The organism is Pseudomonas sp. TR47 (assembly GCF_044143025.1).
Lineage (GTDB): Bacteria > Pseudomonadota > Gammaproteobacteria > Pseudomonadales > Pseudomonadaceae > Aquipseudomonas > Aquipseudomonas putida_E.
Genome location: NZ_JBHFCS010000007.1, coordinates 1 through 26,585, shown reverse-complemented (window position 1 = coordinate 26,585; position 26,585 = coordinate 1). Strand labels below are relative to the sequence as shown.

The following is a 26,585-nucleotide window of genomic DNA, read 5'->3' as shown; positions in this document are numbered from 1 at the left end:
ATGCGAATTCTGGTCACTGGCGCGAGCGGCTTCATCGGCGGGCGCTTTGCGCGCTTCGCCCTGGAGCAAGGCCTGGATGTGCGGGTCAGCGGCCGGCGCGCCGAGGGCGTCGAGCACCTGGTCAAGCGCGGTGCGCAGTTCATCCCCGGCGACCTCGGTGACGCCGAACTGGCCCGGCGCCTGTGCCAGGGCGTCGAGGCGGTGGTGCATTGCGCGGGGGCGGTGGGCACCTGGGGGCGCTATCAGGATTTTTACCAGGGCAATGTGGTGGTCACCGAGAACGTGGTCGAGGGCTGCTTGAAGGAGCATGTCCGTCGCCTGGTACACCTGTCGTCGCCGTCGATCTACTTCAATGGCCGTTCGCGCCTGGATATCCGCGAAGACCAGGTGCCGCGCCGCTTTCACCATCATTACGCGCAGACCAAATACCTTGCTGAACAAAAGGTCTTCGGCGCCCAGGAGTTCGGGCTCGAAGTTCTGGCCCTGCGCCCGCGCTTTGTAACCGGAGCCGGTGATGCCAGTATTTTCCCGCGGCTGATGCAGATGCAGCGCAAGGGCCGTGTGGCGATCATCGGCAACGGCCTGAACAAAGTCGATTTCACCAGCGTGCACAATCTCAATGAGGCACTGCTTGGCGCGCTGTTCGCCGATGATCGCGCGTTAGGGCAGGCCTACAACATCAGTAATGGTCAACCGTTGCCATTGTGGGATGTGGTCAATTACGTGATGCGCCAGATGCAGTTGCCCCAGGTGACCCGTTATCGCGCCTACGGCATGGCCTACAGCATGGCGGCGCTGAACGAGGCCGCTTGCATGCTCTGGCCCGGGCGACCCCAGCCCACCCTCACGCGCCTGGGGATGCAAGTGATGAGCCGCGATTTCACCCTGGATATCAGCCGCGCCCGGCAGTACCTGGACTATCAGCCCAAGGTCAGCCTGTGGACGGCGCTGGATGAATTTTGCGCGTGGTGGAAGCACCAGCCCCTTGGCCAGTGAACCAGGCGCCAGGATGATGGTCATCAGTGCGCCGCGTGAGCGGTTTATACTCATGTCTCTTTGCTACTACCGCGGTTGAAACTATCCATGCGTAACGATGCCCACGACGATTTTGATGATGTGCCAACCCTGCGTGCCGGCACCCCGGATGACGACGAACTGTTGCCGGCGCGTGTGTCGCGCAACCGCCAGAAGGCCACCAGGCCCGCCAGTACCGGCCCACTGTGGGCGTTGCTGGGGGCTTCGTTCATCGCGCTGGCCGGGCTCGGCTGGTGGAGCTTTCAGCAGATCTCGCTGATGGAGCAGCAACTGGTGGCCACTCAGGAAAGCTTTGCGCGCATCAGCGAGGAAGCAGCGGGGCGCTTGCAGGCGATCAGTGGCAAGGTCGCTGCCACCGAGAGCTCTACCAGCACCGGCAGTGAGGCGCTCAAGCTGCAGATCCGCCAACTGCAGGCCAGCCTGGCCGAGCAGGGCAAGCAACAGCAGGGGGTGGCCGGGCAGACGGGTGACCTGGGCAAGCGTCTGGAGCAGGTGCTGGCCGATACCCGCGAGCAGCAAAAGGCGGTAACTGAGCTGCAAACCCAGTTACAGGCGCAGTTGAAGGCGGTGAATGCCGAGCTGGCGGCGTTGAAGTCAGGCCAGGTGGATGGCGGCAAGCTCGATGGGCAGCTCAAGAGCCTTAGCGAGGAGGTGGCCGCACTGAAGAAGCAGGGCAACCCGAAAGCGGCGATCGAGAGCCTGGAGCAGGACGTGCTGGTATTGAAGAGCCAGGTGGACAATCGCCCGGCTGCGGCGCCAGCAAGTGGCGCTTCGGTGCAGGAGTTCGATGCGTTTCGTGGGCAGACCACGCGTAACTTCAACACCTTGCAGAGCCAGATTCAGAACCTGCAGCAGCAGATCAATGCTCGGCCTTAGGGCCTTTGGGCCTTTGGGGAGGGCTTCGCCCTCCTTTCGCGACACAAGGCCGCTCCTACACGAAATTGAGCGGTCGACTGTCGGGGCGGCCTTGTGTCGCGAAGGGCCGCAAAGCGGCCCCGGCGATCTTCCCTACAGCCGCGGGTAATCGATGTACCCCACCGGCCCTTTTGCATAGAAGGTTTCCGGGTGCGCCTGGTTCAGCGGCGCATCGGCCGCCAGCCGTGCCGGCAGGTCCGGGTTGGCAATGAACGGCACGCCAAATGCCACCGCATCCGCCTTGCCACTGGCCAACGCGGCATTGGCACTGGCCTTGTCGAACCGCTCGTTGACGATGTAAGGGCCACCGAACGCTGCTTTGATCAGCGGGCCGATACTGTCATCGGCTTCTTTCTCCCGAGAGCAGATGAAGGCGATACCCCGCTTGCCCAGTTCCCGCGCTACATAGGTGAAGGTCTCGGCGCGGTCGGCATCACCCATGTCATGGGAGTCTGCGCGCGGCGCAAGGTGCACGCCGACACGGCCTGCGCCCCACACGCCGATGGCGGCGTCTGTCACCTCCAGCAGCAGGCGGGCACGGTTTTCCAGTGAACCACCGTAGCGGTCGGTGCGCTGGTTGGTGCTGCTCTGCAGGAACTGGTCGAGCAGATAGCCGTTGGCACCGTGGATTTCCACGCCATCGAAACCGGCAGCCTTGGCGTTCTCTGCGCCACTGCGGTAAGCCTCGACGATGTCGGCGATTTCTTCGCTTTCCAAGGCCCGTGGGGTCGGGTATTCGGTGATCGGGCGCACCAGGCTGACATGGCCCTTGGGCTGGATGGCGCTGGGAGCCACCGGCAGTTCACCGTTCAAATAGCTGGGGTGGGAAATGCGGCCAACATGCCACAACTGCAGGAATATACGACCGCCTGCGCCGTGCACGGCCTTGGTCACGTTGTTCCAGCCGCGTACCTGCTGGTCGTTCCAGATGCCTGGCGTATCAGGGTAGCCGACGCCCATGGCAGAGACCGAGGTCGCTTCACTGAGGATCAGCCCGGCGCTGGCGCGCTGCACGTAGTACTCGGCCATCAGCGCGTTGGGCACCCGGCCTTCGTCGGCGCGGCAGCGGGTGAGCGGCGCCATGATGATGCGGTTGGGCAGTTGCACATCGCCCAGTGTGATCGGATCGAAAAGCGTGGTCATAACGGGTTACCTACCTTGTCAAAGCGCTTGGCGCAGTTGTTCGAGGAACGCCTGGATGGTGGCTTCGTCGCGTTTGAAAAAATGCCACTGGCCGATCTTCTGGCTGCTGATCAGGCCTGCGCGCTGCAACGTTGCCAGGTGGGCAGAAACGGTCGACTGCGACAGGCCGCAGCGTTGATCGATCTGGCCGGCACAGACACCGTGCTCGGTGCTGTGGTGCTGGGCGGGAAAGTGCGCTGCCGGGTCTTTCAGCCAGTTGAGGATTTCTCGCCGGACCGGGTGGGCCAGGGCTTTTATTATGTCGTCGAGATCGAGAGGCATGGTATGGGGCTCGTGGTGTAGCGGTATATCGCGATATGACGAAATATAAATCGGTATTTCGCGATATAGAAATATGAAGTGGTTCTGAGCTGAGCGCGAATCGTTATATCGCGTTATAACGATATACGGATGCGCAGTGCTAAACTGCGCCCATGAATTACCTCGCACACCTGCACCTGGGCGGCCCGGCGCCGCAACAACTGCTTGGCAGCCTGTACGGCGATTTCGTCAAAGGCTCGCTGAAGGGGCGCTTTGCGCCGACGCTGGAGGCTGCCATTCGGCTGCATCGGCACATCGACAGCTACACCGATCAGCACCCGTTGGTATTGGCGGCGCTGGCGCGGTTCCCCCGGGAGCGGCGCCGCTATGCCGGGATCATTGTGGATGTGTTCTTCGACCATTGCCTGGCGCAACACTGGGGCGACTATGCCGAACAGCCGCTGGAGCAGTTCACCGGTGCGTTCTATCGCGTGTTGCTGGCCGAGCCCGAGTTGCCAGGGCGGCTGGCGCGCATTGCGCCCTTGATGGCCGCAGATGACTGGCTGGGGGCGTATGGCGATTTTTCCACCCTGGAGCAGGTCTTCAACGGCATTGGGCGACGCTTGTCCCGGCCTGAGGGCATGATGGGCGTGATGGCGGAGCTTGAGCGGTTGTACGAGCCGTTGCTGGCTGATTTCCGTGAGTTCTATCCGCAGTTGCAGACGTTTGCCGCCGCACAGAGGTCTGGCCGATAGCGGTGTACTGCCAATCAGGCATCAAGCAGCACGGGCCTGCCGGCGCGCTGCCACCTCGACTTCGCCAACCCCGAACAACGCCATCTGGATAGCCTGTTGCGCCTGAAATGCCAACGCCGCGCGTTCTTTGTCCACGCTGCTGATCGGCTGCAACAGGTGGATGCACACCTCACCCCGCGGCTCGGCGAACAGCCGCATCAGGTGTGACACGAGGTCATCATCACCGATGAACGGCGCAACCAGGTCAGCCTCGCCGTTGCGCAGGTACTCAATGGCAACAGGCTGCACCGCCACACCCTGATCGATGGCGCCTGCCAGCAAACGCCCATGGAAGGTGCGCAACTGGCGCCCGTCGGTAGTGGTGCCCTCGGGGAAGATCAACAGCGGCCTGGCGTCGCCCAGTTGTGCGCTGATCTGTTCACGCAAGCGCTGGCTATCGCCGCCGCCGCGGCGGATGAACAATGTGCCGGCTTTCTCCGCCAGCCAGCCAGCCACGGGCCAGTGGCGGACTTCGGCCTTGGACAGAAACGACAGCGGCAGCAGCATGCCGAGCAGCGGGATATCGGTCCAGGACACGTGGTTGCTGACCCACAACATCGGCCGTTTGGGCAGTTCACCGATTACCCGCACGTCGAAGGGCAGGGCAGCGACCAGGCGTTTCATGAACAGGCAGGTCCAGCGCTGGCGGCGCTCGATGGAGGCCTTCATGCCCATGCGTTCACCGATGGCGATCACGCTGGCCATGAGCATGCCGAAAAGCAGTACCAGCACCAGCCTTGCGAGGCGGGCGAACACCCGCAGTTTGGGCATCAGACCGCTGCCTTGAAGTGGCGGGCGTAACGTGGGCAGAGGTCATCACGCTTGAGCAGGATGAACACGTCGGCAACCTGGAAGTCCTCATCCCAACAGGGTTCACCGCAGATCTTCGCACCCAGGCGCATGTAGGCCTTCAGCAGCGGCGGCATTTCGGCGATGACGTTGTTCGGCAGGGCCAGGGTGGGCAGCGGGTTCTTTGGCTCCGCACGCAGGTGTTCGTTGCACAGGTAACGCTCACGCAGGCGTTGCATGATGGCATGGGCCTGAACCCCGCCATCCTGCATGGGGATGCTCGCGCAGCCCATCAGGTAGCTGTAGCGGCCTTCATTGAGCACTTCGGCCAGCTCACCCCAGAGCACAGCGATGGTGCCGCCGTTGCGGTAGCCGGGGTCGACGCAGGTGCGGCCCAGTTCGAGGATTGGGCCTTGCAGTTGCAGCAGGCCATGCAGGCTGAATTCTTCTTCGCTGTAGAAGCGCCCCAGGCTGCTGGCGGCCTGATGGTCGAGCAGACGGGTGGTGGCGACCAGTTCGCCGGTGCTCAGGTCGCGTACACCGATGTGCCGGCAATGTACGTCGTAGTCATCCATGTCCAGGCCCAGTTCAGCGCCCTTGAGCCTGGCCTTGAATTCTGCGCTGAACACTTTGTAGCGCAGGGCCTGTGCTTCCTGCAGGGCCGCGGCGCCGACCAGGCGTTCGGCTTGCAGACGGCGTTCAGTGCTGTTGTCGCCAGAGCGAGCTGTCCGAGTCATTGCGAGTCTCCCTAAGCCAGCCATGAAGGGTTGCGGCCGGTCGGCTTTGTTGTGCAAAGTCAGCCTAGGTAGGCGCGGTGTCACCCCTGTGAACCTTTGGTGATGCTTGCGTGACACCCCCTGACAAGCGAGGAGCGTCCGATGGCCTGGTTGCAACGACTCAACGATCCCTTTCGCCAGCCTATGGCCGGTACTTTGGGTGAGGCATATGCCGCGCAGCTCGAGCGCCTCGGTGGGTGCGCCCCGTTCGAGCTGGCGGTGCTGGGTGGGCGCGCCATGGCCACACCCGGCCTGGCGTTTCTCATTGGCTACCAGGCCGCCTTGCGCATGCTGTGGCCTAGCGCCCCGGCCAGTCTCGGCGCGTTATGCGCCACCGAACGGCGTAGCGTGCGCCCTGCGGACATGCAGACGCGCCTGGAGGGTTTACGCCTGACCGGCCGCAAGGACTTCGTGACCGCCGGGCTTGACGCCGAATGGCTGCTGGTGGCGGCGCGCAGCGAAGGGCAGGGTGAAGCACCGCGCCTGAGCCTGGGAGTGGTTTATCCGGGTGAGCCAGGAGTGACCCTGGAGGCGTTGCCGACCCTGCCTTTGATGCCTGAGGTCGGCCACGGGCGCCTGCAACTGCACCAGGCTGCCTGCGAGTTGTTGGCAGGTGATGGTTGGGATGCGTACGTCAAACCGTTTCGCTCGCTGGAAGATTTGTACGTACTGGCGGCGATGGTTGCCTGGTTGTATGGCGTAGCGCAGGAATGCGGCTGGCAACAGGAGCTGCGGTTGCGCCTGATTGCCTTGTTGGCCGGCTGTGCCGAGGCCAGCCGCCAGTGCGCCGACAGTGTTGGCTGCCATTTGTTGTTGGCGGGCTTGTTTGCGCAGTTTCAGGCACTGAAAGGGGCCATCGACAAAGCGCTGTCGGCCGGGCCGGCGCAATGGGCGCTGCTGTGGCAGCGTGATCAGGGGGTGATGGCGCTGGCGACGGCTGCTCGGGAAAAGCGCCTGGCCAAGGCTTGGGAGGCTGCCGGATTGTCATGAACGCCTGCCAGGATCGCCTGATCCGTTGAAAACCCGGGTCGCCTTGCGGCCCCAAGAGGCGTTTATGTTGAGGGCAGGGTTGTTGATCCTGGCGGTGGCGGTCGGTTCGGCCAGGGCAGAGGACTGGCCCCTGCCGGATTGGCAGGCCGACATCACGGCCATCGACTGGCAGGCTGTCGACAGCTATGCCTTCCCTGAACGCGACGCCCCCAAGCGCAGCGGCATTCGCAGCGACGCCCTGCTGATCATCCGTGACGGCCGTATCCTGCACGAACGGTACGCCGCACCTACCACCGCGAAAACCGCCCACCTGACCTGGTCGGTGAGCAAAAGCGTGCTGGCGACAGTGCTGGGCGTGGCCCAAGGTGAGGGGCGTTTTCAGCTGCAGGACCCTGCGGCCCGCTTTTACCCGCCCATGCAGCCACACCCCGACGTGCGTCTGGCCGATCTGTTGCATTGGGCCAGTGGCCTGGCCTGGCAGGAAGACTACGAATACGCACCGCTGAAATCCTCGGTAGTGGCCATGCTCTACACGCGCGGGCGCCATGACATGGCGGCTTATACCGCTTCAAGGCCCGTCGCCGAAAAGCCCGGGCAGCGATTCATTTATTCGAGTGGCGACAGCAATGTCCTGGCCGCCGCATTGCGCGGCATGCTCAAGGGCAGTGCTTACCCTGACTACCCCTGGGAGGCGCTGTTCACCCCGCTGGGCATTCACAGCGCCGTTTGGGAACGCGATGGCAGTGGCACCTTCGTTGGCTCTTCCTACCTCTACCTCAGTGCCCGCGACCTGGCGCGCATCGGCCTGTTGATGCAGCGTGAAGGACGCTGGGGTGGCCGCCAGTTGCTGCCGGCAAGCTGGGTTGCTTTCAACCGTACCCTGTTCAGCCAGGCTACACCGCTGCCCGGCGAAGCCAACCCGGGTGGCCACTGGTGGCTCAACCAGCCACTGCCGGGCAGTGCTTCACCTTGGCCTGACGCGCCGGCAGACACCTATGCCGCCCTCGGCCACTGGGGCCAGGCCCTTTACATACTGCCGACCCACAAGCTGGTCATCGTCCGCTACGCCGACGACCGTGATGGCAGTTACCACCATAACGAACTGCTCAAGCGTGTGCTGGCAGCGCTGGCCAAGGAGGGTGCATGAAGCGCCTGCTGGGGCTGGTGATGGTTGCCTTGTTGGGCTGGGCCTGGCTGGAACGCCAGGCATTGGCGGATTTCCCCGGTATTCTTTCGGCTTATTCGGCCAAGGAATATTGCTCCTGCCGTTTTGTCATGGGCTTGGACCCCGCCTATTGCCGGGGTTATGTCGCGCAGTGGTTGCCGTTGAGCATGCTGGAGGAGGACAGCCAGCAGCGTCTGGTTGTCGCAGCGGGCCTGGGCCAGCGCAATCAGGCGGCATGGCAGGGGGCGCAGGCTGGCTGCCGCTTGCTGCCATGAAGACGGCCGGGTAAGGTTGGCGGTATGGTTTCACGAGATCTGTCATGTTCAAGCTGCCCCGTCTTCTACCCGCACTGTTGCTGGCTCTGTGCCTGCCCGCCCACGCCAATTGGCACCTCGATGGTGAATCCTCACGCCTTTCATTCGTCACCGGCAAGGACGGCGATACGGCCGAGGTCCATCGTTTTCTGGTACTGCATGGCACCGTCGACCGCAAGGGCGCAGCCGGGCTGCGTATCGAGATGGACTCGGTGAGCAGTGGTATCCCGCTACGGGACGAGCGCATGCGTGACGACCTGTTCGAGGTCGGCCGCTTTGCCGAAGCGACGGTCAAGGCCCAACTCGACCTGCGGCCGATAAACGACCTGGCCGACGGCGCGCAGGTCGAATTGCGCCTGCCACTGACCGTTACGCTGCATGGCCAGTCGCACAGCTACAACGCCTTGTTGCTGGCAACCCGCCTCGATGCGCGGCGCTTCCAGGTGGTGACCCTCGAACCGTTGATACTGCACGCCCACGACTTCGGCCTGCTGCCCGGCCTGGAAACCTTGCGCAAGTTCGCCAAGCTCAAATCCATCAACCCGACGGTACCGGTCAATGCGGTGCTGATTTTCAACGCCCGCTGACATGCCGGGGCCGGTCTTTCCCTGGCGCGATGGCAACCAGTTCGAGCTGCTGATCGACGGCCCCGAATTCTTTCCACGCATGCTCCAGGCGATCGAGAATGCTCAAGCCCAGGTCGATCTTGAGCTGTACCTGGTCGAGGCTGGTGCCTGCGCCGAGGCGGTGGTCCAGGCACTGGAGCAGGCGGCCCGGCGCGGTGTACGCGTGCGTTGCCTGTTCGACGACTACGGCTCGCTGGCTTTCAATGCTGCTTTGCGCCAACGCCTGCTGGATGCCGGTGTGTACCTGCGCTGGTACAACCGCCTGCGCTGGCGCCGCGGCCTGCGCAACCTGTATCGCGACCATCGCAAGTTGCTGCTGGTTGACGAGCGCTTGGCGGTGGTCGGTGGTACCGGTGTCACCGATGAGTTCTGGATGCCGGGTGAAGCGACCAGCGAGTGGCATGAGGTGATGGTGCAGATGCGCGGCCCGGTGGTCAGCGATTGGCAGCTACTGTTCAACCGCCAGTGGCAGGCCAACAACCGCCGTACGGCCTGGCGCCCCGCTGAAGGCTTCGGCCTGCCGCGCCTGCCCAAGGTGCCGGTGCAGGGCCAGGGCATGGGCCGGGTGGCCTATGCCGACGCCCGCCAGCACCGTGACATCCTGCATTCGCTGGTGCGTGCGCTCAACAGCGGTAAACAGCGGGTCTGGCTGGCCACACCTTACTTTTTGCCTACCTGGAGCGTGCGCCGCTCGCTGCGCCGGGCGGCAGGCAAGGGTGTCGATGTGCGCCTGCTGCTCACCGGCCCGCGGACCGATCACCCCTCGGTACGCTACGCCGGTCATCGTTACTACCCTCGTTTATTACGCGCGGGGGTACGTATCTACGAATACCAGCCGTGCTTCCTGCACCTGAAGATGGCGCTGGTGGATGATTGGGTCAGCGTCGGCTCGTGCAACTTCGATCACTGGAACCTGCGCTTCAACCTGGAGGCCAACGTCGAGGCATTGGACCCGCCGCTGACGGCCGCCGTGGTCGCCAGCTTCGAGCGCGACTTCAGCCTGAGTGACGAGGTCGATCTTGACCACTGGCACGCCCGGCCGTTGTGGCGCCGCGTGAAGCAGCGGGTGTGGGGCTGGCTCGACCGCCTTGTGGTCAACCTGCTCGACCGTCGCGACTGAAGCAGACTATCGTGCAGTGGTTGTTCCCCAAACTACCGAAGGAGTGGATGCGATGACTGCGAAGAAGATTCTCATGCTGGTGGGCGACTACGTCGAGGACTACGAGGCGATGGTGCCTTTCCAGGCCTTGAGCATGGTGGGCCACACGGTGCATGCGGTGTGCCCGGAAAAAATCGCGGGCCAGACGGTGCGCACGGCGATCCACGATTTTGAAGGCGAGCAGACCTACAGCGAGAAGCCAGGCCACAACTTTGCCCTGAACCATGATTTCGTCCAGGTCCGTGCCGAAAGCTACGACGCCTTGCTGATCCCGGGTGGCCGAGCTCCGGAGTACTTGCGCCTGGATGAGCGTGTGCTGGCGCTGGTAAAGGCTTTTGATCAGGCCGGCAAGCCGATTGCGGCGGTTTGCCATGGTGCGCAGTTGCTGGCGGCGGCTGGCGTGCTGGAAGGGCGTGAGTGCAGTGCGTATCCGGCGTGTGCGCCGGAGGTACGTCTGGCAGGGGGGAAGTTCATCGACATCGCCGTGGACCAGGCTCACGTAGATGGCAACCTGGTGACGGCTCCTGCGTGGCCGGCGCACCCGGCATGGCTTGCGGCCTTCCTCAAGGTGCTGGGGACGCGTATCAGCTGAGCGAGTCAAGGAAAGCTGGGGTGCACCGGCATTGAAAGCTGCGTAGTGGGCATTTACCCGTTCGGTAGCGGTCCTGGAACAGTTCCTGTCGTGTGGGGAAAAGGTGGGGCATTGGTACGGATGTTAGGGTTTCCCCTCAAGCCCGGCTTAGCCGAGCGCGTCACCCACCTCGACAGAACGACCGCCAAGCATGGAAATACGCCTGTTGCACGCTGCCGCTATCGCGCCTTACATCGATGACCTCGCTCGCCTGCGCCTGACTGTGTTGCGCGAGTTCCCCTATCTGTATGACGGCACAGTAGAGTTTGAGGCCGAGCACATGGCAGCCTATGCCCGCTCCGGCCGCAGCCTGGTAGTGCTGGCCCTGGACGATGGGCGTGTGGTTGGCGCCTCGACCGGCCTGCCACTGGTGGACGTTGCGCCCAAGTTTCAGCAGCCGTTCCTGGCGCAGGGGCGCGACCCTGCCAGCGTGTACTATTTCGGCGAATCGCTGGTGCTGCCCGAATACCGTGGCCAAGGCCTGGGTGTGCGCTTCTTCATCGAGCGTGAGTCCTACGCGCACAAGCTGGCCGAATTCGACTACTGCGCGTTTTGCACCGTCGAGCGCCCTGGCATGCACCCCAGACGGCCTGCCAACTACAAGCCATTGCACGGTTTCTGGCGAAACCGGGGCTTCCTGCATGACCCATCCCTGCGCACTCATTACGCTTGGCGCGATTTGGGCGAACAGGAAAGCAGCAACAAGATCATGTCATTCTGGCTCAAGGAACTACCCATATGATCCGCGTGGCGGGCTGCCAGTGAACCATAGGGGTGCATGAACGATTGGGGCTGCAAAGCAGCCCCGATACCGCTTACTTGACTTCTACCGCCAGGCTTTCGGCGATCTTGCTCTGCCACAGCGCAGGGCCGGTGATGTGCACCGACTCACCGTTGCTGTCCACCGCGACGGTGACTGGCATGTCTTTGACTTCGAACTCGTAGATCGCTTCCATGCCCAGTTCGGCGAAGGCCAAAACCTTGGACTTGCGAATCGCCTGGGCCACCAGGTAGGCAGCGCCGCCGACGGCCATCAGGTAAACGGCCTTGTTGTCCTTGATCGCTTCGATGGCGGTCGGGCCACGCTCGGACTTGCCGATCATGCCCAGCAGGCCGGTCTGTTCAAGGATCTGGCGGGTGAACTTGTCCATCCGGGTGGCGGTGGTCGGGCCAGCCGGGCCTACCACTTCGTCACCGACCGGGTCGACCGGGCCGACGTAGTAGATGAAGCGGCCTTTGAGGTCAACCGGCAGCGCTTCGCCACGGTTGAGCATCTCGACCATGCGCTTGTGCGCGGCATCGCGGCCGGTGAGCATCTTGCCGTTGAGCAGGATGGTCTCGCCCGGCTTCCAGCTGGCCACTTCTTCCGGGGTGATGTCGTCGAGGTTGACGCGGCGGGCGCTCGGGCCGGCTTCCCAGACGATTTCCGGGTAGGCGTCCAGCGACGGGGCTTCCAGCTCGGCCGGGCCGGAGCCGTCGAGCACGAAGTGCGCGTGACGGGTGGCGGCGCAGTTGGGGATCATGCACACCGGCAGGGATGCGGCGTGGGTCGGGTAGTCCATGATCTTGACATCGAGCACGGTGGTCAGGCCACCCAGGCCCTGGGCGCCGATGCCCAGCTGGTTGACCTTCTCGAACAGCTCCAGGCGGATCTCTTCGAGGCGGTTCTGCGGGCCACGGGCTTTGAGTTCATGGATGTCGATGGACTCCATCAACACTTCCTTGGCCATGACTGCGGCTTTTTCGGCGGTACCGCCGATGCCGATACCGAGCATGCCAGGCGGGCACCAGCCGGCACCCATGGTCGGGACGGTCTTCAGGACCCAGTCGACGATCGAGTCGGACGGGTTGAGCATGGCCATCTTCGACTTGTTTTCCGAGCCGCCGCCTTTGGCTGCCACATCGACTTCGACCTTGTCGCCAGGGACGATCGAGTAGTGGATGACGGCTGGAGTGTTGTCCTTGGTGTTCTTGCGGGCACCGGCCGGGTCGGCCAGGATCGAAGCGCGCAGAACGTTTTCAGGCAGGTTGTAGGCGCGGCGCACACCTTCGTTGATCATGTCGTCGACGCTCAGGGTGGCGCCGTCCCAGCGCACGTCCATGCCGACGCGCACGAATACGGTGACGATACCGGTATCCTGGCAGATCGGCCGGTGGCCGGTGGCGCACATGCGCGAGTTGATCAGGATCTGGGCGATGGAGTCGCGCGCGGCAGGCGACTCTTCACGCAGGTAGGCCTCGTGCATCGCCTGGATGAAATCGACGGGGTGGTAGTACGAAATGAATTGCAGGGCGTCGGCGACGCTCTGAATCAGGTCGTCTTGCTTGATCACGGTCATGCAGCGCGCTCCTCTTAAAGACGGGAACATTCGTAAAGGCCTTCCGACACTGCACACCTGCGTGTCGAAACGCCTGGCAAGGCGTCGACAGGTCAGGCCGACGCAAAAAGGCGCGGCAGTATAGCGCGCCTGTGCCTGCGAAACACCTGCGTGTGGTCTGGACCATGGTCTGCAGGCGACGGGCATCCTTTTTGCTGCCGATGCCGGCTTGCCTTAGAGTGGCGATGTATAGCCGGAGAAGTGATGACCATGCCTGAACTCTGTGTGGGCGAGCGCCGCTGGACGGTGCCCACCGGCAGCAATCTGCTCGATGCCCTGAACGACGCCGGGCTGAATGTGCCTTACAGCTGCCGTGCAGGTAGCTGTCACGCCTGCCTGGTGCATTGCCTGGACGGGCAACCCGCCGATGCACGGCCCGAGGCCCTGGCGCTGGAAAAACACACACAGGGCTGGCGGCTGGCATGCCAGTGCCGGGTGATTGACGACCTGCGCGTAGCGGTGTTCGACCCCCTGCAGGACGGCATCCCTGCACAGGTCTGTGCGCTGGACTGGTTCGGTGATGTGCTGCGCTTGCGCCTGCGGCCGGAGCGGGCATTGCGTTATCAGGCCGGTCAGCATGTGGTGCTGTGGAACGGTGCGGTGGCCCGGCCCTATTCATTGGCAAGCCTGCCGGGCGAAGACGACTTCCTTGAGTTCCATATCGACTGCCAGCGCCCGGGCGCCTTTTGCGACAAGGCCCGTGGTTTGCAAGTTGGCGATACGCTGCGCCTGGGGGAACTGCGCGGTGGGGCGCTGCATTACGACCTGGACTGGCAGGGGCGGGCGCTATGGTTGCTGGCAGCAGGTACCGGGCTTGCGCCATTGTGGGGCATCTTGCGCGAGGCGGTGCGGCAGGGGCATCGGGGGGAGATCAGGGTGATGCATGTGGCGCATGATGCCGCCGGGCATTACCTGGCTGAGCCGTTGATGCAGATCGAAGGCGTGAGTGTCGAGCGGGTACTGGCGGATCAGCTGGATGCAGCGCTGGCGACATTGCGGCCATCATCGCGGCAGACCATTGCGCTGGTGTGTGGCTCGCCGGGAAGTGTGGAGCGGTTCGCGCGGCGGCTGTTCATTGCGGGGGTACCGAGGAATCTGGTATTTGCCGATGTGTTCGTCGAGCATGCCTGAAGACGGTGTGCAGTGATTGAACCGGCGCCGCAGAGCGGCGCCGGTTGAGGCAGATCAGCCGACCAGCGGATCACCGACATGCAGGATCTTCATGCCGTTGGTACCACCGATGGTGTGGTAGCTGTCGCCCTTGGTCAGGATCACCCAGTCACCTTGCGCCACCAGGCCACGCTTGAGCAGTTCGTCGACCGCCGCCTGGCTGACCTTGTCGGCCGGCAGCGAAGCCGGGTCGAACGCGATCGGGTAGACGCCGCGGAACATCGACGCGCGCGCCTGGGTAGCGCGGTGCGGCGACAGTGCGTAGATCGGCACGTGCGAGCGCAGGCGCGACATGATCAGCGGGGTGTAGCCACTCTCGGTGAGGGCGATGATCGCCTTGACGCCGGGGAAGTGGTTGGCGGTGTACATGGCCGCCAGGGCGATGCTTTCGTCGCAGCGCTCGAAGGTGGTGTGCAGGCGGTGGCTGGACTTCTGGCTGGTCGGGTGCTTTTCAGCGCCCAGGCAGATGCGCGCCATGGCCTGTACCGCTTCGATCGGGTAGGAACCGGCGGCGCTTTCGGCCGACAGCATCACCGCATCGGTGTTGTCCAGCACGGCGTTGGCCACGTCGGACACTTCGGCGCGGGTCGGCATCGGGTTCTGGATCATCGACTCCATCATCTGGGTCGCCACGATCACCGCCTTGTTGTTGCGGCGTGCGTGCTGGATGATCTTCTTCTGGATGGCGATCAGCTCGGCGTCGCCGATTTCCACGCCCAGGTCGCCACGGGCAACCATCACGGCATCGGAGGCGGCGATCAGCTTGTCGAGGGTTTCGTCGTCGGCAACGGCTTCGGCACGCTCGATCTTGGCCACCAGCCAGGCGCTGCCGCCGGACTCGTCGCGCAGCTTGCGGGCATATTCCATGTCGCTGGCGTCACGCGGGAAGGACACGGCCAGGTAGTCCAGGTCCATTTCCGCGGCCAGCTTGATGTCGGCCTTGTCTTTTTCGGTCAGGGCCGGCGCGGTCAGGCCGCCACCTTTGCGGTTGATGCCTTTGTGGTCCGACAGCGGGCCACCGATGATCACCACGCAGTGCAGTGCATCCGCGGTAGCGGTCTCGACGCGCATGACCACACGGCCGTCGTCGAGCAGCAGTTCGTCACCAACGCCGCAGTCCTTGACCAGGTCGGGATAGTCGATACCGACGATGTCCTGGTTGCCTTCGGTCAGCGGGTGGGCGGTGGAGAAGGTGAACTTGTCACCGATCTTCAGTTCGATGCGCTTGTTGCTGAACTTGGCGATGCGGATCTTCGGACCCTGCAGGTCGCCCAGCAATGCGACATGGCGGCCGTTCTTGGCAGCGATTTCACGGATCAGGCGGGCGCGCGCCTTGTGCTCGTCCGGGGTGCCGTGGGAAAAGTTCAGGCGTGCCACGTCCAGGCCGGCGAGGATCAGTTGTTCGATCACTTGCGGCGAATTGCTGGCGGGGCCGAGGGTGGCGACGATTTTGGTACGGCGGATGGTCATGCACAGACTCCTATAGTGAAGCGCAGCGAAAGGCTACTCCTGAATCGCCCTGTAGTCATTGTTCCGTTGCACTACCTGCAGGCGGGTACGATAGGGCAGCTGCAAGCTGCAAGTTGCAAGTTGCAAGCTGAAGAAATATACCGGCACGCCGATATACTCTTTATTAAAGGAGATCCCCATGCGAGCCCTGATCGTTTTTGCCCTGGCGGCCAGCGCCGTCGGCTGTACCCGCTGGTCCATGGACCACCATCTGAACAACGCCTATCGTGCGTACGACCGAGGCGATTGCCAGCGGGTCATGCTCGAGCTGTCACAGGTCGATCGTACCAGCCGCGCGCGGCCGTTCATCCATCCGGAAGTGTCGTTGCTGCGGGGTCAGTGCCTGGAGCGCCAGAAGCTTTTCGTGGACGCAGCACAAACCTACGAATACCTGATCCAGCAGTATCCGCGCAACGAGTATGCCTACCGGGCCAAGGCGCGACTGCAGACTCTGGAGAAGCTGGGCCACTACCGCGCTGGCGAGGGTGCGATGGCCAGCCCGGTGAATACCTCTCCTTGGCGTTAACACCAAGGTATCGTTTATTTCACGGGATTTGCCGCGTGCGCTGCGTTAACCTGTAACTCAGTTGTTACAACAACCGCCAGTACCTCGTATTCCTGGCATCGGGTACGGACTGCAATTGTGACCATGTTCAATCAGCGTCATATCGAACGCCATCAGTTACCTTGTGTACTGAGGGTCTTCAACCGCTTTACCGATCAGCCGATCGGGCAGCTGGGCAATGCCTCGGAAGATGGCTTGATGTTGATCAGCCAGTTACCGGTGCTGGTGGGGCCGGATTTCGAGTTGCAGTTGCGCCTGCCGCTGCCCGGTGGTGGCTTTCAGTTCATCAACCTGACCGCCAGTTGCCTGTGGTGCCGTGAGGACCAGACGCCTGGCCATTACGATTCGGGCTTCATGCTGCTGCAGGCACCACGCGAATACGACGAATTCGTGCGCTCGTTGCGCGACTATTTCAGTTTCCACCCGGCCAACGCTTCCGTCTGAGGCCATGTCCGCTAGAATCGGGGCGACCTTTGATCAGGACGTCCCCGTGACCTCTAGCATTTTCTGGCACGACTACGAAACCACCGGTATCAACCCGCGCTGCGACAGGCCGTTGCAGGTGGCCGGAGTGCGCACCGACTTCGAGCTCAATGAGATCGACGAGCCGATCAGTCTTTATTGCCGCCCCAGCGACGATATCCTGCCGCACCCGGCGGCCTGCCTGGTGACGGGTATCACCCCGCAGCAACTGGCCAGCCAAGGCCTGTGCGAAGCCGAGTTCATGACGCGGGTGCACGCGCAACTGGCCCTCCCGGGGACCTGCGGCGCCGGTTACAACACCTTGCGCTTCGACGACGAGGTTACCCGCTACAGCCTGTACCGCAACTTCTTCGACCCCTATGCCCGGGAGTGGCAGGGCGGCAATAGCCGCTGGGACTTGATCGATGTGGTACGCACTGCTTATGCCCTTCGCCCTGAAGGCATCGTCTGGCCGCAACAGGACGGGCGCACCAGCCTGCGTCTTGAACTGCTCAGCAAGGCCAATGGCATCGAGCATGGGCATGCACACGAGGCACTTTCCGACGTGCGGGCCACCATCGCACTGGCGCGTCTGATCCGGCACAAGCAACCCAAGTTGTATGAGTGGCTGTTCCAGTTGCGCAGCAAGCACAAAGTGATGGAGCAAATCCGTCTGCTGCAGCCGTTGGTGCATATATCGGGGCGGTTCTCGGCGGCGCGCAATTATCTGGGGGTGGTCTTGCCTTTGGCCTGGCACCCACGTAATCGCAACGCGCTGATTGTGTGCGACCTGCAACAGGAAACCCTACCCTTATTAAGGGAAAGTGCCGAGGTGCTTCGTGAACGCTTGTACACGCGTCGTGAGGAATTGTCTGACGGGCAATTACCCATACCGCTGAAGTTGGTGCAGATCAATCGCTGCCCGGTAGTGGCGCCGCTCTCGGTATTGCGCGCGGCCGATCAGCAACGGCTCGGTATCGATTTGGCGCTCGTGCAATCACGCGCTGAAGAGTTGGCCAATCAACAGAATGCTTGGCAACACAAGCTGGAACACATTTACGGCAAGGACGACTTTGTTCCGAGTGACGATCCGGAACAGCAATTGTATGAAGGGTTTCTCGGCGACCGCGACCGCCGGCTGTGCGAACAAGTAAGAACGCTGGACCCTGCACAGTTGGGGCAAGGCCACTGGATGTTCGATGACCCGCGCATGCCTGAGTTGTTGTTCCGGTATCGGGCGCGCAACTTCCCGGAAACCTTGAATAGCGAAGAGCGGCAACGCTGGTATGGTTTCTGCCAGCAGCGGCTGAGCGATCCGCATTGGGGTGCACCCAACACGCTGGGTGACTTCGAGCAGGCGCGCCAAAGCGCCTGGGCCAACGCGGACGAGGCCGGGCGTCAGGTGCTGGATGCCTGGCAGGCGCATGCCCGACAACTGGCGGAGCAGTTTGCCATCAGTGTTTGAGTGGTTTTATACAAGCAAACAAAAACGCCGGCATCGTGCCGGCGTTTTTGTTTTTAGCAGTACAGCGATCGAGCGGACAATCAGTCCAGCAGGGTCGCCCAGCTTTCAACCACATCGCCACCCCATTTGGCTTTCCACTCTTTCAGGGTTTTGTGGTTGCCGCCTTTGGTTTCGATCACTTCACCATTGTGCGGGTTTTTGTATTGCTTGACCTTGCGCGCACGTTTGGTGGCGGTGGTCTTGACGGCGCCACGTGGCCCTTTGCTCAGTTTCGACTCCGGGTCGAGCAGGGCAATGACGTCGCGCAGCGATTTGGAGTATTCGCCCATCAGGGTGCGCAGTTTGCCTTCGAACTCCAGTTCTTTTTTCAGCTTGTCATCCTGCGACAGGTTGGCCAGGCGGGCCTGAAGTTCCTTGATGGCTTCTTCGGTGGCGCGGTATTCGTTGATCAGGGACATGGAGTGTTCCTTAATGCGTGTTCGGAAATGTGTGGAGCAATAATAGACAGGCGAAACTCTCAAGTAAACCTATTAATCAGTTCCTCAACTGTTTATGTCGCTGTGACAAAATATCTCAAGGTTAAAAAAATATTTACATAAGGCCCGGCAATTCGTCATGTTTCACCCTCGCTGTTGCAGCGTGCCGCAGCTTGCGTGTAAGCGAGGAGGCGGGCGGCGGTGGGGTGCAATGATTACTGCGTTTTTCCGGGCGGGCCGCTAGAATGAGCGCCTTTGCGAAGTTCTGGAGTCTTATTCATGCGCACCTATCGTCTGGTGATCGCTTGCCCCGACCGTGTTGGTATCGTGGCGAAAGTCAGTAATTTCCTGGCTTTGTACAATGGCTGGATCAACGAAGCGAGCCACCACTCCGATGAGCAGAGTGGCTGGTTCTTCATGCGCCATGAAATCCGCGCCGAATCGCTGCCATTTGGTATCGAGGCCTTCCGTGAAGCCTTCTCGCCGATCGCCGAAGAGTTTTCCATGGCCTGGCGCATTACTGACTCGGCTCAGAAAAAGCGCGTTGTGCTGATGGCGAGCCGCGAATCCCACTGCCTGGCTGACCTGTTGCACCGCTGGCACACCGATGAACTGGATTGCGAGATCCCCTGCGTGATTTCCAACCACAACGACCTGCGCAGCATGGTCGAGTGGCACGGCATCCCGTTCTTCCATGTACCGGTCGACCCGAAAGACAAGGCGCCTGCGTTTGCTGAAGTGTCGCGCCTGGTTCAGGAACATGCGGCCGATGTGGTGGTGCTGGCGCGTTACATGCAAATCCTGCCACCGCAGTTGTGCCAGGATTACGCCGAAAAAGTCATCAACATCCACCACAGCTTCCTGCCGTCGTTCGTCGGTGCCAAGCCTTACCACCAGGCCGCCCTGCGTGGGGTGAAGCTGATCGGTGCTACTTGCCACTACGTGACTGAAGAGCTGGACGCAGGTCCGATCATCGAGCAGGACGTGGTACGTGTGAGCCATGCCGACAGCATCGAGGACATGGTCCGCTTCGGCCGCGACGTCGAGAAGATGGTGCTTGCCCGTGGCCTGCGCTATCACTTGGAAGACCGCGTGCTGGTGCACGGCAACAAGACTGTCGTGTTCGACTGATACGGGCTTTGGGGCTGCAACGCAGCCCCAGCTATGCAGGGGATGCAACATGACAAGCTCACGCAACAAACCCACCGCATCAGCACCGCCCACCCTTGGTGAAGGCTGCCTTGCCCGCTATGACCCCGATGCCCTGAGCGAACAGGACGGCACCGATTTTCCCGGTGCCGCCGAGCTCTGGCACCAGCTCAACCCGCCTGACGCCGCCAGCGCTCCAGTAGCGGGCGCGCCAGCAGGCAGACGAACACCGGCCCCCCGGCCAGCAGGTAAAAATAGTAAGTGACCGCACGCCAGATCAGGATCGCTGCGGCAGCGGTGGAGCTGCCCACCAGAGGCGTCAACAGGCTTGCCGATGTCAGCTCGGCGGCCCCGGCTCCGCCCGGCAGCAGGCTGAATTGCCCGGCACTGAGCGAGAGCATCTGCACCAGAAAACTCGGGATCCACGACAACTCCACGCCCAAGCCTTGCAACACCAGGTACAGCACGCTGTAGCGCAGGCTCCAGTGCGCGCAGGTGAGGGTGAACACAAGCACCAACGTGCTTTTGGGAAGCTGCCAGGTCTGCGCCAAGGCATCGATGAAATGCAACAGCTTGCGTGCCCAGCGCCGTTTGCGCGCCGGCGCCATCCCCATGCGCTGCAAAAGCCGCCCGTTGAGGCGCATCACCGTCCGTCGGTAACGTAGCAGCGCCACTATTGCCGCCAGTGCCGAGCACAGCAACAGCGCGCTGCCCAGCAACATGCTCTGCTGGCTGCGGCCAAGGCTGTGGAACAGTGCGTAACCGGCTATTGCCAACATGGCACAGAAGAAGAACAGCAGGTCGTTCAACTGATCCATGGCAAACACCGCACCGCTGCGTGCCGGGCCGATACGGTCGCGGGCCAGCAGCGCCATGAGTGTCAGCGGCCCACCACTGCCGCCTGGGGTGGTGCAAATGGCGAATTCGGTGGCCATCACCACGCCGAGGCTGCGTACGTGCCCAAGCTTTGCTCCCTGCTGGCCAAGCAGCAGGCGCAGCCGCACGGCATTGATCACCCAGCACAGCAGGATCATGCCCAGCAGGGTCAGCATCAAGCCGGGGTCGAAGGCCTTGAGCCGGGGCAGCAGTTCGCTTCCCCCCAGCAGGGCCGGTATCACCATGGCCGTCACCAAAGCCATGGCCAGCCAGCCCAGACGGTTCATCCGTTTGCCTGGCGCTGTAGCCAGGCCGACTTGGTCAGGGGGGCGCGGCCTTGCATCAGCAGCTTGTCCAGCGTTCGCAGCCAGTAATCTCGTGAGGAGCGGTGGCGCATGTCCACCGGATGCAGCCCAAGGCGCAGGGTTTGCGCGTTGCGCCAGCGCCTGCATTGCCAGTCACAGACCACTCGCGACACGCTGCGGCGCCAGGCGCTGCGGGCACTCCAGACCAGGCCGGGGGCATTGAACGCAGTGAAGTCCGGCAAGCGATACAGGTGCTGTGGTGTGCTGGTGTAGCGCAACGGCAGTTGGCTCAGGGCCTGGCGGGTGCCTTGGCTCATCAGCCAGGCCGGGGCGACGAAGCCTGCGACGGGCCAGCCTTGCCGGGCGAAGACTTCAAGGCCGGCCTCCAGGCGTTGCATGGCCTGCGCCTGGTTCAAGGCATAGAATTCACCTTCATGGGTGTACAGGCGGCGCATGAAGTACTCACGCAGGCTGCTTGGCGATGGCCCATCGTCGGCGTGGTACAAGCCATGCAACGCCAGTTCATCGCCGCGCGCCAGGCGCCGTTCGAGCAGGCGGCAGAATGCTGGGGAGCCTGCCAGCGGGTTGCGGTGATGGAAGTTCGGCACTACCAGCCAGGTCATGGGCACATGGCCCATTTCGTCGACCGCCTGAACGAAGGGCTGGTAGTCCGGCCAGGTCTCAGGCGCGATATCGTGCAGCACGAGCATCAGGCTGCCCGGCGCGGTGCTGGCCTCAAGCATGGGCGCGTACCTGTGGTTGATGGCCAAGCACCGCTTGATAGTGCTGCAGCAGGCCGGCGACGACATTGTCCCACGAATAATGTTGCTCAACGTGGCTGCGGGCCTGGGCCCCGAGCTTGCGCACGCCGGCTTCGAACACCTCACGCACTGCAGTGGCCATGGCCTGCCCATCGTTTGCCCGGCACAGGCGCCCACACTGCTCATTGACGATCTCGCCGAAGGCCCCGGCGTGCACGGCCACCACGGGAGTGGCGCTGGCCATTGCTTCAAGGATGACCAGGCCGAAGGTTTCCTGGTCGCCGGCATGCACCAACAGGTCGGCGCTGGCCACCAGCCTGGCGACGTCCTGCGGCGCGCAGAATCGATTGATCACGCTGACGTTGTCAGGGACGTTGGCTGGCATGTTCGAGCCCACCAGCAACAGGTGGTAAGGGCGGCCAAGGCGCTGTATGCAATCGAGCAGTACGGGCAGGTTTTTTTCCCGCGAGCCACGGCCAGCGAAGACCAGCAGGCGACTGGTATCGGGTATGCCCAGTTCGGCGCGCAGTTGCGGGTCACGGTGTTGCGGGTTGAACGTGGCCAGATCGACGCCCAGGCGCTGCACATGGACATCGCGCACACCCAGGCGGCGAAGCTTGTCGGCCATCACCTGGCTGGGCGCCAGCACTCGGTCGAAATTGCCGTACAGCTTGCTGACATAGGCTTCTACATTTGGCATGAACCAGTTGCCCATGCGGTTGCTGACCAGCAGCGGCAAGTCGGAGTGATAGAAACCGATCACGGGTACATCCAGCTGACGCCGGGCCTCGAGGGCCGCCCAGGCGGTCAGGTAGGGGTCACCCACCTCGATGAGGTCGGGCTTGAGGCCGCGCAGCACATTGCACCAGGGGGCCAGCCGCACTGGGAAGCGGTAGCCTTTGCCGAAGGGCAGGGGCGGAGCCGGAACTTGATAGATGCCGTCTTCCTGGCGAGCGCTGGCTCCGGGAATCAACAGGCTGTGGCGTACGCCGTCAATGGCGTCGAGGCGGTGGTGTTTGGCATCAAGATAAGTGCGTACGCCGCCGCTGGCCGGGGCGTAGAACATGGTGATGTCAGCGATGTGCACGATCAGCATCCCTCCGGGATCGACTTTTGGTCCGTCATCGGGCTGTAACAGGCCGGGGATGACGCGCCTAAGGTTGACCTACCTGAAGGATAGTTTGTTCGGTTGGGTTGGGTGGGAGCTGCAAGCTGCAAGCTGCAAGCAAGAGGCGGCGCCAAATCCGCTTTTACTTGCAGCTTGCCGCTTGGCGCTAGATGCGGAAGCTGCCTACCAGGTGCTTGAGGCGGGAGGCCTGCTGCTCCAGGTCCGAGCACGCCCGCAGGGTGGCCTGCAGGTTCTCGACCCCTTCCTGGTTGAGCATGTTGATCTCATTGATGTCCATGTTGATCGAGTCGACCACGGCTGTCTGCTCCTCGGTTGCAGTGGCCACCGACTGGTTCATGCCGTCGATTTCACCGATGCGCACGGTGACGCTGTCCAGGCGCTCACCGGCCTGGTTGGCGATCGCCATGCTGTCCTGGCTGTGGCGCTGGCTCTGGCCCATGGTATCGACCGACTCGCGGGCACCGACCTGCAGCTCCTCGATCATCGCCTGTACCTGTTGCGCCGACTCTTGGGTGCGGTGCGCCAGGTTGCGTACTTCGTCGGCGACCACGGCAAAACCACGCCCGGCTTCTCCAGCCCGTGCGGCTTCGATGGCGGCGTTCAGCGCCAGCAGGTTGGTCTGTTGGGAAATACTGGTGATCACCTCAAGGATCTGGCCGATGTTCACCGTCTTGCTGTTGAGCGTTTCGATGTGCGCGCTGGAGGTGACGATCAGGTCCGACAGGCGATTCATCGCCTCGATATTGCGCGTCACGACTTGCTGGCCCTCTTCGGCCAGCAGGCGTGCAGAGCTTGCATGTTGCGAAGCCTGGGCGGCATTGCCGGCGATTTCCTGGGCGGCGGCACCCAGTTCGTTGATGGCCGCGGCAACGCTGTTGGTGCGGTTGGACTGCTCGTCCGAGTTGGTCATCGACGAGTTGGAGGCGCTGATCACGCGCAGGGCCACTTCGTTGACCTGCTCGGTGGCCGAGGACACCTCGCGGATCGAGCCGTGGACGCGTTCGACGAAGCGGTTGAAGGCGGTGCCGAGGATGCCGAACTCATCATGGTTGTGGATTTTCAGGCGTTTGGTCAGGTCGCCTTCACCTTCGGCGATGTCTTCCATGGCGCGGGTCATGGTGAGCAAGGGTTGCATCAGCACGCGGATCAGCAGGCCCAGCAAGCCAATGATGATCACGACCGCCACCGCCGTGGCGATCACGGCCGACGTACGGAAGTTGCTGAGCATGGCAAAGGCTTTGTCCTTGTCCACCGACAGGCCGATGTACCAGTTGGCCGATGGCAGGCCCTTGATCGGGGTGAAGGTCAGCAGGCGGGTCTGGCCATCGGCCTCGATTTCGGTGAGCTCGCCGGTCAGTTTCGGCGTGTGCTGCGGGAACAGGTCCGACAGCGATTTCATGACCAGTGCCTTGTCCGGGTGCACCAGAATCTTGCCTTGGTCGTTGACCAGGAAGGCATAGCCCATGCCGCCGAAGTTCAGCGAGTTGATGATCTGCACCAGGCCGTCCAGGGCCAGGTCGCCACCGACTACGCCGACACTCGCGGACACTTTGCTGAGGATGCCGATGACCATCTGGTTGGTGGTCATGTCGATGTAGGGCTCGGTGAGGATGGCGCCCGGGGCGCTCATGCCATCCCTGTACCAGGGGCGGGTGCGTGGGTCGTAGCCATCAGGCATCTTCGAGTCGGGTCGCACGCTGAAGCCACCGTCGACCTTGCCCAGGTAGACGGTCAGGAAGCTTGACGTCAGGGCGCTCTGGCCCATCAGCGTTTCTGCGCTGGCAGGTTGCTGGGCGATGTTCTGCGCCAGGTTTTCAACCAGTTTTATACGGCCTTCGAACAGGTTGCGAATGTTGTTCGAAGTGGATGTGCCCATTTCAGCCAGATAATTCTCCAGGTTTTCACGGATGGCATTACGCTGGAGATAGTCGTTGTAGAGGGTGAACAGGCTGAAGGCGAGTATCACGATCAGTGATGCGGCCAAAAGAATCTTGTGGCTGAAACGAAGGCTTTTGTTCATGGCGTGATCGGTTCCGCTAAGGTTTTTATCGGGCGTTCGCACGAGTACCGCTTAAAACAGTGCAACATCCCGAAAGTCCTTTCAGGGGTGTTCTGTCTTCAAAGGCGAATATCATCCAGAGCTATCGGCTGGTGGGTGGTCAAGCTTGAGCAGAGGATTAAAAAGATGTCGGAAACTTCGACCATAGTTGTAGGCGCTGGCCCGGATGGCCAGCCTGTGACTCAAGCCATGCGCCTGGCTAACCGCCATGGCCTGGTTGCCGGTGCCACCGGTACCGGCAAGACCGTGACCTTGCAACACCTGGCGGAGGTGTTCAGTGATGCCGGTGTGGCAGTGTTCGCCGCCGATGTCAAAGGTGACCTGTGCGGTGTCGGTGCGGCGGGTGCGCCCCAGGGCAAGGTGGCCGAGCGCATTGCCGGCATGCCTTGGCTGGGTTACAAGGCGCAGGCCTACCCGCTGAGCCTGTGGGATATCGCCGGGCAGTCCGGCCACCCGCTGCGCACCACCCTCAGTGAGATGGGGCCGCTGTTGCTCGGCAATCTGCTTGAGCTGACCGACAGCCAGCAGGCTGCGTTGTATGCCGCATTCAAGGTGGCTGACCGTGACGGGTTGCTGCTGCTCGACCTCAAGGACCTCAAGGCGCTGCTGGCCCACCTTAAAGACAATCCCCAGTTGCTGGGCGAAGACAGTGCGCTGATGACCACGGCCTCGACCCAGGCATTGTTGCGGCGTTTGGCAACGCTGGAGCAACAGGGTGCCGAGGCGCTGTTCGGTGAGCCGGCATTGCAACTTGAGGACCTGTTGCGCACGGACGCTGATGGTCGTGGGCGAATTCACCTGCTCGATGCCAGCCGGTTGGTGCATGAGGCCCCGAAGGTATACGCCACCTTCCTGCTGTGGCTGCTGGCCGAGCTGTTCGAGCAGTTGCCGGAGCGAGGCGATGCCGACAAGCCGGTACTTGCGCTGTTTTTCGATGAAGCGCATCTACTGTTCAACGGCACCCCGAAAGCCCTGCAGGATCGCTTGGAACAGGTGGTTCGGCTGATTCGCTCCAAGGGCGTGGGGGTGTTCTTTGTCACCCAGTCGCCGGGCGATCTGCCCGACAGCGTGCTGGCCCAACTGGGGTTGCGCATCCAGCATGGGCTGCGGGCCTTTACCGCCAAGGAGCAGAAATCGCTGCGGGCCGTGGCAGACGGCTTTCGCCCGAACCCGGCATTCGACACTCTGGCAGTGCTGACCGAGCTGGGGATTGGCGAGGCTCTGGTGGGTACGCTTGAAGAAAGGGGCACTCCGGCGATGGTTCAGCGGGTGCTGATTGCGCCGCCGCAATCGCGAATCGGGCCGTTGGGTGTGGCCGAGCGTAGTGCCCTGATAGCAGGGTCACCGTTGGCGGGGCGCTATGACAAGCCTATTGACCGGGAGTCGGCGTACGAAATGCTGGCCCGGCGCAAAGGCGAGCCGGTAGAGCCCGTGCCGGCGCCCAAGGCGGATGATGACAGCCTGGTCGACAAGGCCGGGGATTTCTTGCAGAGCGCGGCGGGGCAGGCGATCAAGTCGGCGGTGCGTCAGGCGGCCAACCAGTTGGGGCGCCAGCTGGTGCGGGGGTTGATGGGGTCATTGCTCGGGGGCAAGAAGCGTTAGCATTCACAGGGACCGCGCAGCTCTTGAGGTCTGCGCTGTACC

General features: G+C 62.6%; 27 protein-coding genes and 1 pseudogene. 16 read left to right on the top strand and 12 right to left on the bottom strand.

What is annotated here, in order from left to right:
* Together ACEWE8_RS09745 and ACEWE8_RS09740 are read left to right on the top strand one after the other, a co-directional pair.
* Positions 1-996, top strand: a complete 996-nt coding sequence (locus ACEWE8_RS09745; protein WP_046784886.1) for an NAD(P)-dependent oxidoreductase — start codon at positions 1-3, stop codon at positions 994-996.
* An 87-nt stretch (positions 997-1,083) separates the two neighbouring features.
* Positions 1,084-1,911, top strand: coding sequence for an ATPase (locus tag ACEWE8_RS09740; protein WP_046784887.1), 828 nt, complete (start codon positions 1,084-1,086; stop codon positions 1,909-1,911).
* A gap of 132 nt (positions 1,912-2,043) precedes the next feature.
* Here ACEWE8_RS09740 and ACEWE8_RS09735 read toward each other — a convergent pair whose 3' ends face one another.
* Positions 2,044-3,093 (bottom strand): alkene reductase, encoded by a 1,050-nt coding sequence (locus tag ACEWE8_RS09735; protein ID WP_046784888.1) that lies wholly within the window; start codon positions 3,091-3,093, stop codon positions 2,044-2,046.
* Positions 3,094-3,111: 18 nt separating this feature from the next.
* On the bottom strand, positions 3,112-3,414 hold the full coding sequence (locus ACEWE8_RS09730) for a helix-turn-helix transcriptional regulator (protein ID WP_046784889.1): 303 nt from the start codon (positions 3,412-3,414) through the stop codon (positions 3,112-3,114).
* Between the two features lie 152 nt (positions 3,415-3,566).
* Here ACEWE8_RS09730 and ACEWE8_RS09725 point away from each other — a divergent pair, with 152 nt between their 5' ends.
* Positions 3,567-4,148 carry an ACP phosphodiesterase gene (locus ACEWE8_RS09725; RefSeq protein WP_046784890.1) on the top strand — a complete coding sequence of 194 codons (582 nt, stop codon included), beginning with the start codon at positions 3,567-3,569 and terminating at the stop codon, positions 4,146-4,148.
* 21 nt (positions 4,149-4,169) lie between these two features.
* Here the strand turns inward: ACEWE8_RS09725 and ACEWE8_RS09720 are convergent, their stop codons facing one another.
* Together ACEWE8_RS09720 and olsB are read right to left on the bottom strand one after the other, a co-directional pair.
* Positions 4,170-4,958, bottom strand: coding sequence for a lysophospholipid acyltransferase family protein (locus tag ACEWE8_RS09720; RefSeq protein ID WP_046784891.1), 789 nt, complete (start codon positions 4,956-4,958; stop codon positions 4,170-4,172).
* Positions 4,958-5,713, bottom strand: a complete 756-nt coding sequence (olsB, locus tag ACEWE8_RS09715; RefSeq protein ID WP_046784892.1) for an L-ornithine N(alpha)-acyltransferase — start codon at positions 5,711-5,713, stop codon at positions 4,958-4,960. The genes ACEWE8_RS09720 and olsB overlap by 1 nt, the downstream gene beginning before the upstream one ends.
* A gap of 141 nt (positions 5,714-5,854) precedes the next feature.
* Between olsB and ACEWE8_RS09710 the strand changes: the two genes are divergently transcribed.
* The 7 genes from ACEWE8_RS09710 (at position 5,855) to ACEWE8_RS09680 (ending at position 11,379) form a co-directional block, all read left to right on the top strand.
* Positions 5,855-6,742, top strand: a complete 888-nt coding sequence (locus ACEWE8_RS09710) for an acyl-CoA dehydrogenase (RefSeq protein ID WP_046784893.1) — start codon at positions 5,855-5,857, stop codon at positions 6,740-6,742.
* Between the two features lie 64 nt (positions 6,743-6,806).
* A complete protein-coding gene (locus ACEWE8_RS09705) occupies positions 6,807-7,889 on the top strand; it encodes a serine hydrolase (RefSeq protein WP_046784894.1) in 1,083 nt (360 codons plus the stop codon).
* Positions 7,886-8,182 carry a hypothetical protein gene (locus ACEWE8_RS09700; protein ID WP_046784895.1) on the top strand — a complete coding sequence of 99 codons (297 nt, stop codon included), beginning with the start codon at positions 7,886-7,888 and terminating at the stop codon, positions 8,180-8,182. The genes ACEWE8_RS09705 and ACEWE8_RS09700 overlap by 4 nt, the downstream gene beginning before the upstream one ends.
* Positions 8,183-8,226: 44 nt before the next feature.
* Positions 8,227-8,808, top strand: a complete 582-nt coding sequence (locus ACEWE8_RS09695) for a YceI family protein (protein WP_046784896.1) — start codon at positions 8,227-8,229, stop codon at positions 8,806-8,808.
* A 1-nt stretch (position 8,809) separates the two neighbouring features.
* On the top strand, positions 8,810-9,967 hold the full coding sequence (locus ACEWE8_RS09690; protein WP_046784897.1) for a phosphatidylserine/phosphatidylglycerophosphate/cardiolipin synthase family protein: 1,158 nt from the start codon (positions 8,810-8,812) through the stop codon (positions 9,965-9,967).
* A gap of 52 nt (positions 9,968-10,019) precedes the next feature.
* A complete protein-coding gene (locus ACEWE8_RS09685) occupies positions 10,020-10,598 on the top strand; it encodes a DJ-1/PfpI family protein (protein ID WP_012312917.1) in 579 nt (192 codons plus the stop codon).
* A 190-nt stretch (positions 10,599-10,788) separates the two neighbouring features.
* Positions 10,789-11,379: a GNAT family N-acetyltransferase gene (locus ACEWE8_RS09680; protein ID WP_046784898.1), complete on the top strand. Its 591-nt coding sequence runs from the start codon at positions 10,789-10,791 to the stop codon at positions 11,377-11,379.
* Positions 11,380-11,452: 73 nt separating this feature from the next.
* On the opposite strand, the gene ACEWE8_RS09675 is transcribed toward ACEWE8_RS09680, so the two are convergent.
* Entirely contained in the window at positions 11,453-12,976 is a 1,524-nt protein-coding gene (locus ACEWE8_RS09675) for a fumarate hydratase (RefSeq protein ID WP_016488901.1), read from the bottom strand.
* 249 nt (positions 12,977-13,225) lie between these two features.
* Here ACEWE8_RS09675 and ACEWE8_RS09670 point away from each other — a divergent pair, with 249 nt between their 5' ends.
* Positions 13,226-14,146 carry an iron-sulfur-binding ferredoxin reductase gene (locus ACEWE8_RS09670; protein WP_046784961.1) on the top strand — a complete coding sequence of 307 codons (921 nt, stop codon included), beginning with the start codon at positions 13,226-13,228 and terminating at the stop codon, positions 14,144-14,146.
* 54 nt (positions 14,147-14,200) lie between these two features.
* Here the strand turns inward: ACEWE8_RS09670 and pyk are convergent, their stop codons facing one another.
* The gene (pyk, locus tag ACEWE8_RS09665) at positions 14,201-15,655 is read right to left on the bottom strand and encodes a pyruvate kinase (protein WP_039604343.1); all 1,455 of its coding nucleotides are present in this window, start codon (positions 15,653-15,655) and stop codon (positions 14,201-14,203) included.
* Positions 15,656-15,833: 178 nt separating this feature from the next.
* On the opposite strand from pyk, the gene ACEWE8_RS09660 reads away from it, so the two are divergent.
* From ACEWE8_RS09660 to sbcB, 3 genes are all read left to right on the top strand, one after another.
* Entirely contained in the window at positions 15,834-16,220 is a 387-nt protein-coding gene (locus tag ACEWE8_RS09660; RefSeq protein WP_046784899.1) for a hypothetical protein, read from the top strand.
* Between the two features lie 123 nt (positions 16,221-16,343).
* Positions 16,344-16,703, top strand: coding sequence for a PilZ domain-containing protein (locus tag ACEWE8_RS09655; protein WP_046784962.1), 360 nt, complete (start codon positions 16,344-16,346; stop codon positions 16,701-16,703).
* Positions 16,704-16,749: 46 nt separating this feature from the next.
* Complete coding sequence (gene sbcB, locus ACEWE8_RS09650) at positions 16,750-18,186, top strand: exodeoxyribonuclease I (protein WP_046784900.1); 1,437 nt, start codon at positions 16,750-16,752, stop codon at positions 18,184-18,186.
* Between the two features lie 80 nt (positions 18,187-18,266).
* Here the strand turns inward: sbcB and mvaT are convergent, their stop codons facing one another.
* Positions 18,267-18,644, bottom strand: a complete 378-nt coding sequence (gene mvaT / locus ACEWE8_RS09645; protein WP_012312927.1) for a histone-like nucleoid-structuring protein MvaT — start codon at positions 18,642-18,644, stop codon at positions 18,267-18,269.
* Between the two features lie 297 nt (positions 18,645-18,941).
* Between mvaT and purU the strand changes: the two genes are divergently transcribed.
* On the top strand, positions 18,942-19,793 hold the full coding sequence (gene purU / locus ACEWE8_RS09640; protein ID WP_012312928.1) for a formyltetrahydrofolate deformylase: 852 nt from the start codon (positions 18,942-18,944) through the stop codon (positions 19,791-19,793).
* A 188-nt stretch (positions 19,794-19,981) separates the two neighbouring features.
* Here purU and ACEWE8_RS09635 read toward each other — a convergent pair whose 3' ends face one another.
* The 5 genes and pseudogenes from ACEWE8_RS09635 to ACEWE8_RS09615 form a co-directional block, all read right to left on the bottom strand.
* Entirely contained in the window at positions 19,982-20,974 is a 993-nt protein-coding gene (locus ACEWE8_RS09635; RefSeq protein ID WP_046784901.1) for a lysylphosphatidylglycerol synthase transmembrane domain-containing protein, read from the bottom strand.
* The gene (locus tag ACEWE8_RS09630; RefSeq protein WP_046784902.1) at positions 20,971-21,735 is read right to left on the bottom strand and encodes a DUF2334 domain-containing protein; all 765 of its coding nucleotides are present in this window, start codon (positions 21,733-21,735) and stop codon (positions 20,971-20,973) included. The genes ACEWE8_RS09635 and ACEWE8_RS09630 overlap by 4 nt, the downstream gene beginning before the upstream one ends.
* Complete coding sequence (locus ACEWE8_RS09625) at positions 21,728-22,849, bottom strand: glycosyltransferase family 1 protein (protein WP_046784903.1); 1,122 nt, start codon at positions 22,847-22,849, stop codon at positions 21,728-21,730. The genes ACEWE8_RS09630 and ACEWE8_RS09625 overlap by 8 nt, the downstream gene beginning before the upstream one ends.
* 178 nt (positions 22,850-23,027) lie before the next feature.
* The gene (locus ACEWE8_RS09620; RefSeq protein ID WP_371316836.1) at positions 23,028-23,792 is read right to left on the bottom strand and encodes a methyl-accepting chemotaxis protein; all 765 of its coding nucleotides are present in this window, start codon (positions 23,790-23,792) and stop codon (positions 23,028-23,030) included.
* A 93-nt stretch (positions 23,793-23,885) separates the two neighbouring features.
* Positions 23,886-24,902 (bottom strand): annotated as a pseudogene (locus ACEWE8_RS09615) (cache domain-containing protein); the annotation flags it as partial.
* Positions 24,903-25,067: 165 nt separating this feature from the next.
* Between ACEWE8_RS09615 and ACEWE8_RS09610 the strand changes: the two are divergent.
* Complete coding sequence (locus ACEWE8_RS09610) at positions 25,068-26,543, top strand: helicase HerA-like domain-containing protein (RefSeq protein WP_046784905.1); 1,476 nt, start codon at positions 25,068-25,070, stop codon at positions 26,541-26,543.
* The last annotated feature ends 42 nt before the right edge of the window (positions 26,544-26,585 follow it).